Here is a 15,530-nt window from a genome sequence, read left to right on the forward strand (position 1 = left end):
GTTCAAAGTTCTTTCTATTACTTCGCATCATCTTACCACCTCGGCGAATTCTGCCGGTCCCGGCGCGCCACGCGGCGGTTGACCGGAGCGCTGGGACGCCGAGGATTCACCGGACTTCTTCCATCAACCAACCTCCTTACCGCCATGACCCTGCGTCGCCCAAACTTCGTTCGCCCCGCGCTGATAACCGCCTGCATCCTGCTGATACCCCTGGTAGCCATGCAATTCACCCAGGAAGTCAACTGGACCTTTTCCGACTTCGTGATTATGGGCGCGCTGATCTTCGGCACGGGCTTGGCTTTTGAGCTGCTGCTGAGCCAGGGCGGCTCGGTGACTTACCGCATGGGCGCCCTGCTGGCCGTAGCGGCCGGGTTCCTGTCGGTGTGGGTCAATCTGGCCGTGGGCATCATTGGCAGCGGCCCCAACCCGGCCAACCTGCTGCTGGGCGCGCCGTTCGTAGTTGCCATTGTGGGGGCCATGATGGTGCGGCTGCGGGCGTCGGGCCTGGCCCTGGCCATGCTGGCGGCGGGCCTGGTGCAGTTTCTGGCCCCGCTGGTGGCGCTGCTGTTCTGGAAGCCCGAGTTCAACCTGGACGTGACGCGGGGCCTGTGGGGCAACCTGATTTTCGTGGCGCTGTGGCTGCTCTCGGCCTGGCTGTTCCGGCAGGCTGCCGGCCCCAGCCGCCCGGCCCAGTCGAATGCCCACGCGGCGTAGCGCCACCCTCAGCTGCCCGGCGTAGCTCGCCGCCGCGTACCGTACACCCACGTTTCAGCCCCGGCCTGCCGACATTCCCATGCCGGCAGGCCGGGGCTTTTTCTGGCCGGTCTGGGCTCAGCGGCCCAACGACTTCAGGTACTCGGCCGGGATGGGCAGGCCCCGCAGCCCGTTGGTGAGGCCGTAGAGAATGAGCAGCGCCACCACCACGCCCAGGCCACCCAGGCCAAGGGCCTGCCGGCGGGCGGCTTGCTCGCCAAACCGCGCGCTGCCTTTGCGGTAGTGCACGCCGGCCAGGTGCCCAAACACGGCCAGCACGGCCAGTAGGTAGTAGGGCACGAAAAACAGGCTGAACGGGAAGGTGTTGATGCCCGCCGCGCCAAAGTACAGGTTGGTATCGAGCCCGAAGTACAGCCGGCCGGTGAGTACAGCGCCCGTGTGCACCAGCAGAAAAAACGCCAGGTACAGCCCCGAATACACCTGCAGCCGCTCGGCCCGGCCGCGGGCCCCGACGCGCCGGCTGCGCGCCAGCCGAATGCCCGTGAACACCTGCCCCGCCACGGCCAGCAGCAGTGCGCCTTCCACCACCGGGTGGCGGTACACCGTGCGCAGAAGCTGCATCAGCCCCAGGTGGGCCGTTGCCCCGGCCAGGGCCGCGAGATGGTTGAGCAGGTGCACCAAAATGAACCCGGCCAGGAGCAGCCCCGACCAGTAATGAACCGTAACGACAGCGCGGGGCATGCAAGCAGTGGTTGGTGAGCGGGCAATATTACCACCAAACGATATTCCGCCCGGCGTCGCTTGCCTTCGGGGCGCCAGCCCAGGTCCCGCCTGAGGGGCAGAGGGAAGCTAAGGTCAAGTCCTGCGCGCCTCGGGCGAAGCCTCTCTACCGACTGACCCAACAAAGCGGCAGAGATGCTCCGCGGAACCCAGCAGGGCAGACCGGGAGCTTTGCGCAACCACTGGCCCGGCTTTGCCACCGCCCGCCGCACCGATTTGGGCAGCCGGAGGCAGGGGGGCCTACTCCGGCTGGGCGGGCTGAAACCAGCGCTTATAAGCCGGGGCCACCAGCCGCTGCCACGCGGGGTGGCGCTTGAGGTAGCTGGTCACGAAGGGGCACAGGGGAATCAGCGGCTGCTGGCGCCGCTCGATTTCGGCCAGCACTTTCTCCACCAGGGCGGTGCCTACCCCCTGCCCTTCCAGCTGCCCCGGCACTTCGGTGTGAAACAAAGCCAGGCCCCCGTCCCGCTCGCCGTACTCCACGAAGGCGGTGCTGTGGTTCACGGTCAGCTCGAAGCGGTGGCCGCCGCGGTTGTCGATGAGGGGAAGATCCTGGAGTTCGGGTTTCATGCAGGTGCAGGGTGAGTAAACGGGTAGCCAGCGAAGCTCGATGGGCTAAATGTAGTACCAGCCGCGGCGCCACGCCAGCTCGTTAGCAGAATCGTGACCTGTAACCTTGCGGTTTGGTCCGTGTTCACTTACCCAACGCCCGCAGCTCCCGGCTTGCCCTGCTGAGGCACTAGCTGCGCTTCCGGGGCCGGGACTGAATTGGGGTTTCGGTAGCGGCTTGTTGCAGATACGGCCTGACGTCCACCAATTGGTATTCGGGCGAGCATTGCAGGAAGTAGTTGAGCAGCCCGGCATGCCCAGCGCCAATAATGAGCAGTACCCGGTCGCCGGGGCGAATGGGCAGGCGCTGCACGTTGCGCAGGATGCGCAAGTTGCGGCTGTACCAGCGCGAGGTTTCAAAATCCACCCCCGTATTGCTCTGCGGCGTTTCCTCGTATTTGAAGCCGCCCACCAGGTAGGCGCCCTGCTTGTGCAGCAGATTGGCCGGCTCGTTAAGCTTCGTCAGGGCTGCTACCAGTCCCGCCCGCGCCGGCAGCAGGTCCTCGGCCGCGTACAGGGCTTTGTAGCGGCGCTCCAGCGCCGAATCGGGGTTGTGTTCCAGAAACCGCTCGAAGCGCCGGACCCGGGCCGTGTCGTTGAACAGCTGCAACAGTTCGGGGTAATAGCGACCCTCGGCATCGACGCCCCACACCCGGGGCAGGCCGAGCTGCCGGGCCAGCCGGAAGCCCAGCTGCTCCCGCTCGTCGCGGCGCAGCGCGTGCCGCCCGGCCACATACGCCCGGTACAACGAGTCGTAGCGCGGCTGCCGGGCGGGCTCCGCCTCGATCAGCACGTGGGTGGGCCGGAAGCGGGCCAGCGCATCGGTGAGGCGGGCCAGCTCGGCCTGGTGGCGTGGGGCCAGCACATCCACCTGGTCGGCCCGATCAATCTGGTGCTGGTCAAGGTTGGGGTAGGCGAAGTGAAACGTGCCGAGCGTCATCACCTGAATGGGGGCCGGTTGGGCAGCCAGGGAAAGCGGGCCAAGGGTGGCCAGCAGCAATCCAACGAGTTGTCGGGCGAGGTTCTTCATAGCGGGCCAGATGTACCCGGCGCCTTAACCGTTGTCTTATCACATGAATAGGGGATGCCGGCGCGGCCCGCCCAGCCCACCCGGACCGGGCGAAACTGCCCCCCCCCTCATGCCGGGCCTGTGCGCGGTATGAGGGGCTTTTCCGGGTCAAGGCCAATGGCAGCGTTACCAGCCGCCGGCCCGTCCGCTCTTTTACAGCTTGATGCCCTGCGCCTGCATGGCTTGCTCCTGCTGGGCCTGGTTGGCCAGGAACTCGGCGTGCTGCTCGGGCGTGCGCTCGGTGCCGAGGCGCTGCAGCTGCGCCTGCACCTGCTCGGCCGGCAAGTCGTTGCAGTAAATCGGCCCGCCGGGCTGCTGCCGCCACGATTCGCGCAGGCTGCCCGCGTCAACGGCATCGTAGCCCAGCTCTTCTACCAGCTGCATGACTTTCTGCTTGGCGGCGGCATCGTCGGAGGCCACGGGCAGGGCTATGCGGCCGGGCGTACCGGCGGGCTTCCCTGGCTGGGCGAGGTGGTCGGCGAGAATGTTGTTGAATATCTTCACCACGGGGCGGCCCAGGTGCTGCTGCACCCACTCGCTCTCGGTCAGGTCGCCGGTTTCCAGCTCGGGCAGCTGCCCGTCGCGCAGCAGCGGGTAGTAGTTGCTGGTGTCGATGACGGGCACCTCCCGGGGCACACCGGCCAGCAGGTTCTGGGGCAGGTCGGGAATGTTCTTGAGCGGGATGGTCACCACCACGAGGTCGGTGCCGCGGCGGGCGGCTTCCTCGGCCGTCACGGCCTGGGCGCCCGTTTTCTGCGCCACGTCTTTGAGGGTTTCGGGCCCTCGGGAGTTGGCAATGAATACCTGATGGCCGAGGTCCGTCAGCCGTACGGCCAGCGCGCTGCCGATGTGGCCCGCGCCAATGATTCCAATGTTCATGGTTGGGAAGGGTTACTGGGTGTGTGCGCCGGCACTGCGCCGCCGCAGGTTGGTAAACAGCGGCGGCGGGGAATTGCTTTTTTAGGCGCTGTGGGCAGGTGCTTCGGTGTAGAGTCAGCCGGAATTTGTCACCCTAATTGGGATTGTCATGCTGAGCGCAGCCGAAGCATCTCTCCCGCTTCGTTCGATGCCATTCAACGAAGCGGGAGAGATGCTTCGACAGGCTCAGCATGACGGTCTTGATTTGGACCCTAGTCTTATTCGACCCGGCATTCTGACTCAGTCTGTCGTGGTGCCGGGCTTGCTAGCCCCCCAGGTCGGTGGGAGCCCGCCCGGGCTGCCCCGCCCAACGCACCAGCGCCCGGCCTCCGCGAGGGGAGCCGGGCGCTGCTATCAGGCCAATAGGAGTAAGTAGGATAAGGTCGGGCGACAAAACGGGCGGGGGCCGGCGGGCGGCCCGGCGCTAGGCCACGGGCAGGGGCTTCACCGGGGCGGTTTTGGGCGCGGGCTGGTGCTGGTTGAAGTACTGCCGGTCGAAGTACGTGAGGGCCTCGGCGGGGTGCTCGTCGAAGTCGAGGCCGAGCTGGCGGGCGTTGCGCGAGAGCTGCCGGGTGAGCAGGGCGCGCTCGGCGCGGGAGCCCACCCGGGCGTCGGCCTGCACTTTTTTCTGGCCGCTCTGGGTGGCCAGGGCCGCCAGCAGGGCGGCGCGGTGCCCGGCGTAGGTGGTCTTGAAATCGGCGTCGAAGCCGGCGCCCAGGTCGGTGAGGGCCTGGTCGAAGCGCTCCAGCAGGCCGGGCCACTCGGCGCGGCCGGCCTTGTGGTACTCGGTGGCGCCGCGGGGGTAGAAGCGCAGGCGTTGGGCCTCGTCCTTGATGCGGAAAAGCACGTACTCGCGCCCCGGGCCGGTGAGCCAGTCCACCAGGGCCTCTTCGGCCGCGCCCAGCGTGAGGGTGTGGCCCTTGCCGGTGCTCAGGCCGGTGCCCGCGTCGCTGCGCTGCCCGAAGTAGGCCAGGTAGCGGGCCTCGGTGGCGGCAATGAGGGCGGTGAAACGGCCGCCCGTGTTGCCCTTGCGCAGGCGCTCCAGGTGGTCCCGCGTACCCGCTTCCAGGTCCTGGAAGCTGATGACGTCGTCGGCGAACCAGTCGCCAAAGATTTTGTCGAACGACAACATAAGAATGGTAGGTTAAAGAAGGTTGAACTTCCTTCTATCTACTATTCTTATTTGATTTATCCAACCAAAAAACTTCCGAAGGCCGAAGAAAGGTTTCCCAGGCCCTCCCAAGTTTCTGGGATGCCCCAGGAAAGGTTTCCCGGGCCACCCCAGGTTTCTGGGAGGCATAAAAAAAGGTTTCCCAGGCCATCCGAAGTTTCTGGGGAGGCCTGGGAAAGGTTTCCTGAGGCACCCCAAGTTTCTGCGAAGGCCCGGGAAAGGTTTCCCGGGCCTTCCCAAGTTTCTCGGCAGGCTTAGGAAAGGTTTCCTGGGGTTTCGAGGGTTTTTGGGATGAGGTGGTGCGGCCAGAACGAGCAACGCCGCCGGAGCGGGGCTCGGGCGGCGTTGTTGATGGTTTGCCAATGACAGGGCTAATAACTACTGGTTCAGGCCCTCAAAAGACAATTTTAATGTAAGCACAAGTTGCAATAGCCAGCCTTACTTACAATCGATTATTAAATGTGCAACACTTTAAAAAAGCTTCCAGATACATCAACTTGACCGAATATCATTTCAAAAAAATGATTATCTGGCTTTCTACGTTCCACCTCATGTACAAATCTATTATACGCACTATAAAGCTCATCTTCCTCACCCACAAAAGCAATAATTAATATAATTTTATTAAAGTTATTCCTACTAACTTCATAATATGCTTTACTAAAAACATCATTTACCATCATTGATATCGACGAACGTTTTGTAAGTAACTTTATTTCGACACCAATTTTTTCATCCGGATTAAAAAAAATCAAATCAGGAAATTCAGACCCACGACCAGAAGCCTGAAAAAATCTTGAGAAATTATTCATAGCCCAATCCTTAGCAATTTTAAAAGATAATTTTCTCTCAATAACACTAATTTGTTTAGTAGTTTTTTCAGAATATCTTCTCATAGTATCACTTATAGATGTATCAACAAAGCTAAGGTTATGAAACTCGATATCATCACTTGAATTCTCTTCCACTTCTACTTCTTTCACAGCAGTTTTATCAGCACTAAACATATCTAGCAGTTCTGAAAGCTTCATTATATGAAATGAATTCCCATTAGTTTTTTTTCTAAACTCTGATATTAATTCAAAGCGAGGATACAGAGTCTGGCCTTCACTCCTATGATACCAGTCAGTTTTTTCTTCTCCAGAGACAAATACAACATCGACATTTCGTTTTTCAGCAATATCAAGTATAGTTAACCAAATCAATAAATCTCCAATACCATCGTCATCCTTCCCGCCATCCTTGTATCCCGGGGGTATCTTATGGAGGTATCTTCTCTCTAATTCTTTCTTTACAACTTCTTCCTCCATTACTAAATCAACTACTACATTTTCGTTAAAAAGCTCACTATACACTTCACTTACAGGATCGTTCCAAGTCCACGACTTGATTCCATCTATAACTTTATTCACCTTCTTGATATATTCTTTAAATAGATCATTGATCTGTTCTTCAACCTCAATAACCTCTTTATAATCACCGTTATCAGATAACAGAGGATACACTGCCCCAAAACTTACTTTATTCTTTTTTCTATTCAATTGCTGGAAAAGCTCTTTTATTTTCTCAGGTCTATTATTTGCAAACTCTCTTGCAACCTGCCCAGGAACAACAAGTCTACCCTGGGATATCAAAAGGCTGTAAACTTTCTTGATTTCATTAATACTTTTTTGACTAGCCAAATATGGCAGCAACAAAGCATTTGTATCTACCACAAATACACAATTATTTTTTACCGCAGAAAGTGGCTTTAAAGAAACAGAGAATACATCCTTTGCATCTGGATATATTCTATTAGCAACAAAAACGTCATTGAATTTTGTCGACATATCAAAGAAATTTAGATCTTCAAAAACAGAACTATCTAGGAATCTTCGCCCCGCGCTCCTGGGCTACCTGCTGGGCCAGCTCGTAGCCGGCGTCGGCGTGGCGGAAGACGCCCATGCCGGGGTCGGTGGTGAGCACGCGGCGCAGGCGCTCGGCTTTTTCGGGGGTGCCGGTGGCTACTATCACCATGCCGGAGTGGGTGCTGTTGCCGATGCCCACGCCGCCGCCGTTGTGCAGGCTCACCCAGTCGGCGCCGGAGGCCGTGTTGGCCAGGGCGTTGAGCAGGGGCCAGTCGGCTACGGCATCGGAGCCGTCCTTCATGCCCTCGGTTTCGCGGTTGGGCGAGGCCACCGAGCCGCAGTCGAGGTGGTCCCGGCCGATGACGATGGGGGCCGATACTTCGCCGCGGGCCACCAGGTCGTTGATGACCAGGCCGAACTTTTCCCGCTCGCCGTAGCCCAGCCAGCACACACGGGCGGGCAGGCCGATGAAGGGCACCTTGGCCTGGGCCTTCTCAATCCAGCGGGCCAGCATCTTGTTGTCGGGAAAGGTTTCGAGCAGGGCGCGGTCGATGCGCAGGATGTCCTGCGGGTCGCCGCTGAGGGCCGCCCAGCGGAAAGGGCCTTTGCCCTCGCAGAACAGCGGGCGGATGTAGCCGGGCACGAAGCCGGGGTAGAGGAACTGCCCGTTTTCGTCGCGCACCCGCAGCCCGCCTTTTTCGGCCTGCCCGCGCAGGTTGTTGCCGTAATCGAGGGCCACGGCCCCGCCGGCCTGCATGTCGATGATGGCCTGGCAGTGCTTCACGATGGAAGCCAGCGCCTCGCGCTTAAACTCCTCGGGGTTGTCTTTGCGCAGCTGCAATACCTGGTCGATGTCGCCCTCGGGAATGTAGTCCATCAGGTCGTGGGCCGAGGTCTGGTCCGTCACGATGTCGGCCTTGTAACCCCGCGCCAGCAGCTCGGGCAGCACGGTGGCGGCGTTGCCGGTGAGGCCGATGCTCCAGCCTTTGCGCTCGGCTTTGTACTGGGCCATCAGCTCCAGAGCGTGGTCCAGGTCGCGGGCCTGCTCGTCGACATAGCCTTCGCGTACCTTCTGCTTCACGCGGGCGTCGATGGGCTCGATGACCAGACACACGCCGTCGTTCATGGTCACGGCCAGCGGCTGCGCGCCCGACATGCCGCCCAGGCCAGCGGTGATGGTGACGGTGCCGGCCAGCGTGCCGCCGAAGTGCTTGTCGGCCACGGCGGCGAAGGTTTCGTAGGTGCCCTGCAGTATGCCCTGGGTGGCAATGTAAATCCAGGAGCCGGCCGTCATTTGCCCGTACATCATCAACCCCATGCGGTCCAGCTCGTCGAAGTACTCCTGGGTGCTCCAAGCGGGGACGATGTTCGAGTTGGCAATGAGCACCCGCGGGGCGTGGGCCCAGGTGCGCAGCACGCCCACCGCCTTGCCCGACTGCACCAGCAGGGTTTCGTCGGCTTCCAGCTCCTTGAGGCTCTTGACGATGGTCTGGTACTCCTTCCAGTTGCGGGCCGCGCGGCCGGCGCCGCCGTACACAATCAGCTCGTCGTACACCAAGCTCACCGCGGGGTCGAGGTTGTTTTCGAGCATGCGCAGAGCCGCTTCGGCCTCCCAGGTTTTGCAGCGCAGCGTGGCGCCGTGCTGGGCCTTCACCGTTTCGGCGGGCTTGTACTCGTAGAACATGGGCCGCTGGGCGTTTTTGCCGGTGGCCGAGGATTGGGAGGTGGCTTCGAGGTTGAGTTCGGGAGTGTCGAGCGCGGAGTGCGACATGGTCGGGGCGGGGAAATCGGGGTTGGGGTGGAGCGGCGAATATAGCGTTTTCGGCGCGTGGCAGTGGGCTTTTTCCCGGCCTTTACCCCCGTTTCTGGCAACGATGCAGCCAGCCCCCTCCTGCCGCCCGCTGCGGCACGCCGCAAGCTCGACATTACTTTTATCACATTCGCCTGGCGTATTGCCGAGGTAAAACGAATATGTTCTTTTTTTTCTCCAATCGACGGGTTACCTCCGTATGAGGCCGGTATAAAGCGGCTGACCGGGCTTTTCCGGCCCCAAATCCACTCATCCTCACCCTTTCCAACCAACACCATGAAAAAGGTTCTGTTTATGGCCCTGGCGGCCGCCTCGTTCACCCTTGCCTCCTGCGGCAACAACAACCAGGAAGGCGGCGCCGGCGGCACCGGCACCGAAACCGGCACCGATGCCACGGGCTCGATGGATGCCAGCGGCACCGACGCCGGCATGAGCACCGACACCACCATGAGCGGCACCGGCTCCGACATGGGCGGCTCTGATATGGGCGGTACCGGCAGCACCACTTCGGGCACCATGACCGGCGGCAGCACGGCCGGCACTACTACCGGCAGCACGGCCGGCACGGGCACTGGCACTACCGCTGGTACGGGCACGGGCACCACGGCCGGCATGGGCAGCACCGCCGGCGGCACCACCGCGGGCGGCTCCACTACCACAGGCACCGGCTCGACGGCCGGCGGCACCGGTACTACGGGCACCACCGGCACCACCGGCGGCCGCTAAGACGGCTTTTCCGACTTAAGCAGGAAAGCTCCCCGACGTTCGGGGAGCTTTTTTCATGCCCGCCCGGATAGCCGGGCTCAGCGGCGCAATACGGCCGGCTATCCGGGCGGTCGGCATTTGCGTACTCCCTGCTACACCATACCGACCGTCCCACATGAACCAGGTAGCCGCTGGCGTAACCCAGCTTCAGATTCAACGCTTCGTCAACGTGTACTTCGTGGAGTCGGCCAACCCCGGCGAGTGGGTGCTCGTGGATACGGGTTTGCCCGGCTCCGAGCAGGCCATCATTGCCGCCGCCAACCAGCTGTTTTACCCCGGCACCCACCCCACGGCCATTCTGCTCACCCACGGGCACATGGACCACGCCGGCTCGGCCCGTGCCCTGGCCGAGCACTGGCAGGTGCCCGTGCTGGCCCACCCGCTGGAGTTGCCCTTCCTGACCGGCCGTGCCGTGTACCCGCCCGCCGACCCCACCGTGGACGGCGGCGGCTCCCTGGCTTTCGTGGCCCGCTTTTTCCCGCCGCAGTCGTTCCAGCTCACCGACGTGGTGCAGCCCCTGGCGACTACTGACAATGACGTGCCCTACCTGCCGGGCTGGCGCTGGCTGCCCGTGCCCGGCCACGCGCCCGGCCAGGTAGCGCTGTTCCGCGAAGCCGACCGCACCCTGCTCGGCGCCGATGCCTTTGCCACGGCCAACCACGAGTCGGTGCCGGCCCTGCTGCTGCAGCGGCCCCAGATCAGCGTGGCCGGGGCGCCCTTCAACTACAACTGGCCGCAGGTGCAGGAATCGGTGCAGCGACTGGCCGCGCTGCAGCCCCAGGCCATCGGCTGCGGGCACGGGCCGGTTATCAGCGGCCCCGCAGCGGCGGCCGGCCTGCAGGCCCTGGCCGACAACTTTCCTATGCCCGCCCACGGCCGCTACGTAGCCGAGCCCGCCCGCCTCGACGAAGCAGGCGTGAGCTACCTGCCTCCCGCCCCGCCCGATGCGCTGCCCCGCCAGGCCGCGCTGGTGGCGGTGGGCGCCGGGGCCCTGCTGGCGGCCGGAGCCCTGGCCTACTTCTGGAACCGGCCCCGGCCCAGCCACGGCTCGGCCCGCAAGCGGCGCCCCCGCGGCCCCTACCGCTTCAACGAGGACCCCGAGAACCCCTTCCCGGCCTATCCCTACAAGGAAGTGTACTTCTAGCCGATAGCGGCGGGCCGGCGCCCGGTTAAATACCAACGGGCCGCCCCGGCAATTGCCGGGGCGGCCCGTACTTGTTTATGTGTGCAGAAAGGAATGTACGGATTATTTACCGGCCCGGCTGACGTTGACCCCGCCGTTGGTGGTAACGGCCCGCACCGGCGCCCCGCCCCGGCCCAGGTTCACGGCCACTTCCCGCCCGATGGTGCCCTGCACGGTGGTGGGAAAGTCGGTGTGAATGGGGCCGCGCTGGGTGCTGGTGAACAGCTGCGCCGAGTACTCCTGGGGCAGCTTCCAGTTGATGCCGCCGTTGGTGGTGGCCACGTCCAGGCCCTTGCCCTCCCACTTCTTGCCGGTAAGGGTGATGTTGAGGCCCCCGTTGTGGGTTTTGCCGCGCACGTCGCCGCCGTCGCCGCTGATGTTGACCCCGCCGTTCCGCGCCTCAAAGGTCACCGGCCCGCGCACGTTCTGCAGGCTGATGCCGCCGTTGTGGGTGGTCAGCTCCAGGGCCTGCTTTTCGGGCACAAAGATTTCGTAGCTCACTGCGTAGCCGCCCTCGCTCATGGCGTAGCCGTCGTTTTGGCCCGAGCCGTCGGGGCCGGCCCCGCGCAGGGTGTTTTGGTCGAGGCCAACTTTGATTTGCGCGGCGGTGGCTTTGGCTCCGGCTTCGTCGCGGCCCCAGGCCTGCACCCGGGCCCGCACCCGGATTTCGTTGCCGTCGTAGCCCTTCACCGTGATGCCGCCGTTGCGCAGGCCGTCTACCTTAAGCGGGCCGTTCTTGATGGCGGGCAGCGTCAGGTCGCGGGTTTCGCAGTAGCGCTTCTGGCCCGACTTGCCCCACTGGCTTTCGTCGCAGCTGGAAGTGAAAACGGGGGCCGACTGGGCCGCGGCGGAAAGCGAGGCCGCGCCGAGCAGCAGGGCGGTGAGCAGGTGTTTCATAGCGTCAGAAAGGGTTGGAGTGGAATCTTGGGGCACTGACAAGCGCCGGATTCCGAGGGCTGCATCTTCAACGAATTTTTTCGTACGTTCAAATCAGCCTATTCGGCCTGCCCCGTAGTTCCATCCGGCCAAACGCTCAGCCCGCCGCTATTCCGGCCGGGGCAGCGCGGCGGCCAGGCCCGTCAGAAAAGCCGTGACGATGGTGGCGCCCAGTCGCGCCGTCATGGCGTCGCGGTCGTACACGGGGTTGAACTCGACCACCTCGAAGAGCCGGACACTCTCGTGCTTACCGGCCAGAAATGCCGCCTCCACGGCCTGCCGGGGCGTAAATCCGTCGCTGCTGGGCGCCGACACGGCCGGCGCGAAAGCCTGGGCCACGGCGTCGATGTCGAAGCTCACGAAAGCGGGTGCGCCCGCCCGGTGCAGGGCGCGCTCCATAAACAGCGGCATGCCATCCTGCTGCACGTGGGCCAGCGGTACGATGGTGGCCCGCTGCTGGTGCAGAAACTGCACGTCGTCGTAGGTATTGAGGTTGGAGTGCAGCCCCAGCTCGGTGAAGCGCCCACCGGCCACCACGTTTTCGCGCAGCAGCTTGCCGTAGGGCGTGCCGCTGCCCAGGTCGCGGCGGTCTTTCACGTCGGCGTGGGCGTCGAGGTTGATGCCGCCCACCGGCTGCCGGCCCGTGGCGTCGAACAGGCCGCGCACGGTGCTGTAGGTGCCGTCGTGGGAGCCGCCGAGCACCACCACCCGCGGGTACTGGCGCAGCAGCTCGCCCAGCCGCTCGCGAATGCGCTGGTGGTGGGCGGCGTGGTCGTAGGGCTCGGGGCCGCTTACGTCGCCCGCGTCGGCAATGCGCAGGTGGTCGAGGCGCACGTCGTGCTCCAGGTTGTAGGTTTTGTGGTAGCGGCGCAGCTCGCGGCGCAGGGCGGCGGGCGCGCCCACGGCGCCGGCGCGGCCGCCCTCGAGCACCGTACCGTGGTCGAGGGGCAGCCCCACGAGGCAGACGTCGGCTTCGGGCAGCTCGGCGGCGGGGCGAATCAGTTCGCGCAGGAAAGTGGGCATGGCGGGCAAGGTCGGGGAAAGAAAGCCCAAAGCAACGCGCCCCGGCCGAATCCGGCAAACCCGGGCTAGCTTTACCGGCGCCGTCGGCCGGGTTGGCCGCGGCCCGCTCCCGCCATGCTTTTCGTACTGCTGTCTTTTCTGAGCGCCCTCCCGGCCCTGCTCGCCCCGCTTCCGCTGCCGGTTTCCAGCCGGCCCGACCAGTTTGCGGCGCAGCAGGCGCCGGCCGCCTCGTTTTTCACTACGTACACCTACACCTCCTACGCCATTTTCGACCAGGGCAGCGGGCAGGAGCCCCTGTACGCCAGCGGCGTGGGCGGCACGCTCACCCTGCGGCCTGACGGCAGCTACGCCAAGCGCCTGCAGCTCACCAACGGCGGCGGCCCGGTCAGCTTCGCCCAGGACGGGCGCTTCAGCTTCCGCGGCGACCAGATCAGCTTCAGCTACACCGATGGCAAAGGCCAGCCCCGCACCGACCAGGGCACGTTCCGCCTCGACCCCAAAAAAGGGCTGCTGGTACTCACCATTCAGGGCTTTCCGGCCGGCAACAAGGGCGTGTATACCCTCACCGCCGCCGGCCGCCGACCCTGAGCCGCCGGGCAGCTCCAGTCCCGCCCGGGCCGCCTACCCAAGGTAAAACGCCGGTTTGCGGGCCCAGAAGCTCCGGCAGGAGGAAGTTCCAACGGCTTGCCCTTGGCGCGGCTTTCGGCTAACTTGCGGCCCCTTTGGCCCCTGCCCCGCGCCGGGCCGCCACTTTACTCATTCACTCAATTACTCATTCACAGATAGATGGGACGCGCGTTTGAATTCCGCAAAGGCCGCAAAATGAAGCGCTGGGACCGGATGTCGAAGGACTTCACCCGCATCGGCCGGGAAATCGTCATTGCCGTGAAGGAAGGCGGCTCGAACCCCGACACCAACTCGCGCCTGCGCACGGCCATGCAGAACGCCAAGGGCGTGAACATGCCCAAGGACCGCGTGGAAGCCGCCATCAAGCGCGCCAGCTCGAAGGAAGAAGGCAACTACACCGAGGTGGTGTACGAGGGCTACGCGCCCCACGGCGTGGCCATTGTGGTGGAAACCGCCACCGACAACCCCACCCGCACCGTGGCCAACGTGCGCATGTACTTCAACCGCGGCAACGGCGCCCTGGGCACGGCCGGCTCCTCCGACTTCACTTTTACCCGCAAGGGCGTGTTCAAGCTGGCCGCCGAGGGCCTCGACCGCGACGAGTTGGAGCTGGAGCTCATCGACTTCGGCGCCGACGACATCTACGAGGACTCCGAAGAAGACGAGCAGGGCCACGTGAAGCACTTCATCGTGGTGGAAACCGCCTTCAGCGACTTCGGCCAGATGCAGAAAGCCCTGGAGCAGAAAAACCTGAACGTCATCAGTGCCCAGCTGCAGCGCATTCCCAACACCACGGTGCACCTGGAAGGCGAGCAGCTGGAGGAGGTAATGAACCTGATCGAGAAGTTCGAGGACGACGACGACGTGCAGGCCGTGTACCACACCCTGGGCTAAGCATTTCGGCTTGCACCGGCGAGCATAAACGCGGGCTGCTCCTGGTGGGGCCGCCCGCGTTTGCGTTTACCTTGAACCGGATGTCGGGCCTGGGCCTTCTCTTGTCTACCGATGAAAATAGTACTTACGGCCCTGCTTTGGCTCGGCAGCCTTCCCCTCCTCGCGCAGCAAGCCGAGCTGAGCGCCCTGCTCAACCACCACAACGTCCCCGGCTTGCAGCTTGTCTTCCGCAAAGGGGGCGAAACCAGGCAGTATAGCCTGGGCTTGCGCCAGGCCGGAACTACCGAGGCGCTGACCGCTACCACCCCCATGCAGGCGGCTTCGCTGAGCAAAGTGGTATTGGCCTACCTCACCCTGCGCCTGCACGACCGCGGCCTGATCGACCTGGACAGGCCGCTGCTGGATTACGCGCCGTACCCGCGGCTGGGCGCCCAGCCGCGCGCCGCAGTTATCAGCGCCCGCATGGTGCTGACGCACGCCAGCGGCCTGCCGAACTGGGCCGATAACCCGCTGGCGCCAACGTGGAAAACCTCGGCGCTGCGGCTGAAGTATGCCCCTGACAGCTGCTGGAATTACTCCGGCGAAGGCTTCGTGTGGCTGCAACGGACGCTGGAGCACCTTACCGGCCAGTCCTTGCCGACGCTGGCGCAGACGGAGGTATTTGGCCCGCTGAAAATGACTACCAGCAGCTTCGTGTGGCGCGAGTTCTTCGGGCGCACCGCTAGCTTCGGCCACGACTCCGGCGGCCAGCCCACGGAAATCCGGCAGTTCCAGGAGGCCAACGCCGGCTACAGCCTGCTTACCACGGCCGCCGACTACAGCCGGTTGGTGCAGGCGCTCATGCTCGGCCGGGGCCTTAGGCCCGCCACGGCACGGCTGCTCACCACGGCTGCCAACCCGGCCAACCGCTGCGGCCGGGGCCCCACTCCCACCGACGCGTACATTGCCTGGGGCTACGGCGTGGGTCTGGCTTCCACCAGCGCCGGCCCGGCCCTGTGGCACTGGGGCGACAACGGCGACTTCCAAGCCTTTTTCATGGCCGTTCCGGCGCAGAAAATGAGCTTGGTGTTCTTCACCAACAGCGCCAACGGCCTCAAGCTGACCGATGAGCTGCTGCGCCAATTCTTCGGCCCGGGCCAGTACTGGGCCACCGATTGGCTGGCGGCGGAAAAATAGCGTTCCGG

At 63.5% G+C, this 15,530-nt stretch carries 15 protein-coding genes; 6 read left to right on the forward strand and 9 right to left on the reverse strand.

Annotated elements, in window-relative coordinates; translation table 11 throughout:
* Window positions 1-144 precede the first annotated feature (144 nt).
* Window positions 145-714: a hypothetical protein gene (locus tag ACE191_RS06950; RefSeq protein WP_400191462.1), complete on the forward strand. Its 570-nt coding sequence runs from the start codon at window positions 145-147 to the stop codon at window positions 712-714.
* Between the two features lie 117 nt (window positions 715-831).
* On the opposite strand, the gene ACE191_RS06955 is transcribed toward ACE191_RS06950, so the two are convergent.
* The 7 genes from ACE191_RS06955 to hutU form a co-directional block, all read right to left on the reverse strand.
* The gene (locus ACE191_RS06955) at window positions 832-1,455 is read right to left on the reverse strand and encodes a hypothetical protein (protein ID WP_400191463.1); all 624 of its coding nucleotides are present in this window, start codon (window positions 1,453-1,455) and stop codon (window positions 832-834) included.
* A gap of 279 nt (window positions 1,456-1,734) precedes the next feature.
* Window positions 1,735-2,064 carry a GNAT family N-acetyltransferase gene (locus ACE191_RS06960; RefSeq protein WP_400191464.1) on the reverse strand — a complete coding sequence of 110 codons (330 nt, stop codon included), beginning with the start codon at window positions 2,062-2,064 and terminating at the stop codon, window positions 1,735-1,737.
* Between the two features lie 169 nt (window positions 2,065-2,233).
* Entirely contained in the window at window positions 2,234-3,133 is a 900-nt protein-coding gene (locus tag ACE191_RS06965) for a DUF5694 domain-containing protein (RefSeq protein WP_400191465.1), read from the reverse strand.
* Window positions 3,134-3,325: 192 nt separating this feature from the next.
* Entirely contained in the window at window positions 3,326-4,051 is a 726-nt protein-coding gene (locus ACE191_RS06970) for an NADPH-dependent F420 reductase (RefSeq protein WP_400191466.1), read from the reverse strand.
* Between the two features lie 463 nt (window positions 4,052-4,514).
* On the reverse strand, window positions 4,515-5,222 hold the full coding sequence (locus ACE191_RS06975) for a hypothetical protein (protein WP_400191467.1): 708 nt from the start codon (window positions 5,220-5,222) through the stop codon (window positions 4,515-4,517).
* A gap of 494 nt (window positions 5,223-5,716) precedes the next feature.
* Complete coding sequence (locus ACE191_RS06980) at window positions 5,717-7,090, reverse strand: PIN domain-containing protein (protein WP_400191468.1); 1,374 nt, start codon at window positions 7,088-7,090, stop codon at window positions 5,717-5,719.
* A gap of 31 nt (window positions 7,091-7,121) precedes the next feature.
* Complete coding sequence (hutU, locus tag ACE191_RS06985) at window positions 7,122-8,879, reverse strand: urocanate hydratase (RefSeq protein ID WP_400191469.1); 1,758 nt, start codon at window positions 8,877-8,879, stop codon at window positions 7,122-7,124.
* A 315-nt stretch (window positions 8,880-9,194) separates the two neighbouring features.
* Between hutU and ACE191_RS06990 the strand changes: the two genes are divergently transcribed.
* Window positions 9,195-9,644: a hypothetical protein gene (locus ACE191_RS06990; protein WP_400191470.1), complete on the forward strand. Its 450-nt coding sequence runs from the start codon at window positions 9,195-9,197 to the stop codon at window positions 9,642-9,644.
* 154 nt (window positions 9,645-9,798) lie between these two features.
* Complete coding sequence (locus tag ACE191_RS06995; RefSeq protein ID WP_400191471.1) at window positions 9,799-10,827, forward strand: MBL fold metallo-hydrolase; 1,029 nt, start codon at window positions 9,799-9,801, stop codon at window positions 10,825-10,827.
* 102 nt (window positions 10,828-10,929) lie between these two features.
* Here the strand turns inward: ACE191_RS06995 and ACE191_RS07000 are convergent, their stop codons facing one another.
* Together ACE191_RS07000 and ACE191_RS07005 are read right to left on the reverse strand one after the other, a co-directional pair.
* The gene (locus tag ACE191_RS07000; RefSeq protein WP_400191472.1) at window positions 10,930-11,763 is read right to left on the reverse strand and encodes a DUF4097 family beta strand repeat-containing protein; all 834 of its coding nucleotides are present in this window, start codon (window positions 11,761-11,763) and stop codon (window positions 10,930-10,932) included.
* A 147-nt stretch (window positions 11,764-11,910) separates the two neighbouring features.
* Window positions 11,911-12,825: an arginase family protein gene (locus ACE191_RS07005; RefSeq protein ID WP_400191473.1), complete on the reverse strand. Its 915-nt coding sequence runs from the start codon at window positions 12,823-12,825 to the stop codon at window positions 11,911-11,913.
* A 114-nt stretch (window positions 12,826-12,939) separates the two neighbouring features.
* Here ACE191_RS07005 and ACE191_RS07010 point away from each other — a divergent pair, with 114 nt between their 5' ends.
* The 3 genes from ACE191_RS07010 (at window position 12,940) to ACE191_RS07020 (ending at window position 15,522) form a co-directional block, all read left to right on the forward strand.
* Complete coding sequence (locus ACE191_RS07010; protein WP_400191474.1) at window positions 12,940-13,413, forward strand: hypothetical protein; 474 nt, start codon at window positions 12,940-12,942, stop codon at window positions 13,411-13,413.
* A gap of 198 nt (window positions 13,414-13,611) precedes the next feature.
* Window positions 13,612-14,346, forward strand: coding sequence for a YebC/PmpR family DNA-binding transcriptional regulator (locus ACE191_RS07015; RefSeq protein ID WP_400191475.1), 735 nt, complete (start codon window positions 13,612-13,614; stop codon window positions 14,344-14,346).
* Between the two features lie 111 nt (window positions 14,347-14,457).
* The gene (locus ACE191_RS07020; protein WP_400191476.1) at window positions 14,458-15,522 is read left to right on the forward strand and encodes a serine hydrolase domain-containing protein; all 1,065 of its coding nucleotides are present in this window, start codon (window positions 14,458-14,460) and stop codon (window positions 15,520-15,522) included.
* Window positions 15,523-15,530: the final 8 nt, after the last annotated feature.

The sequence above is a fragment of the Hymenobacter sp. B81 genome (assembly GCF_044628455.1).
Lineage (GTDB): Bacteria > Bacteroidota > Bacteroidia > Cytophagales > Hymenobacteraceae > Solirubrum.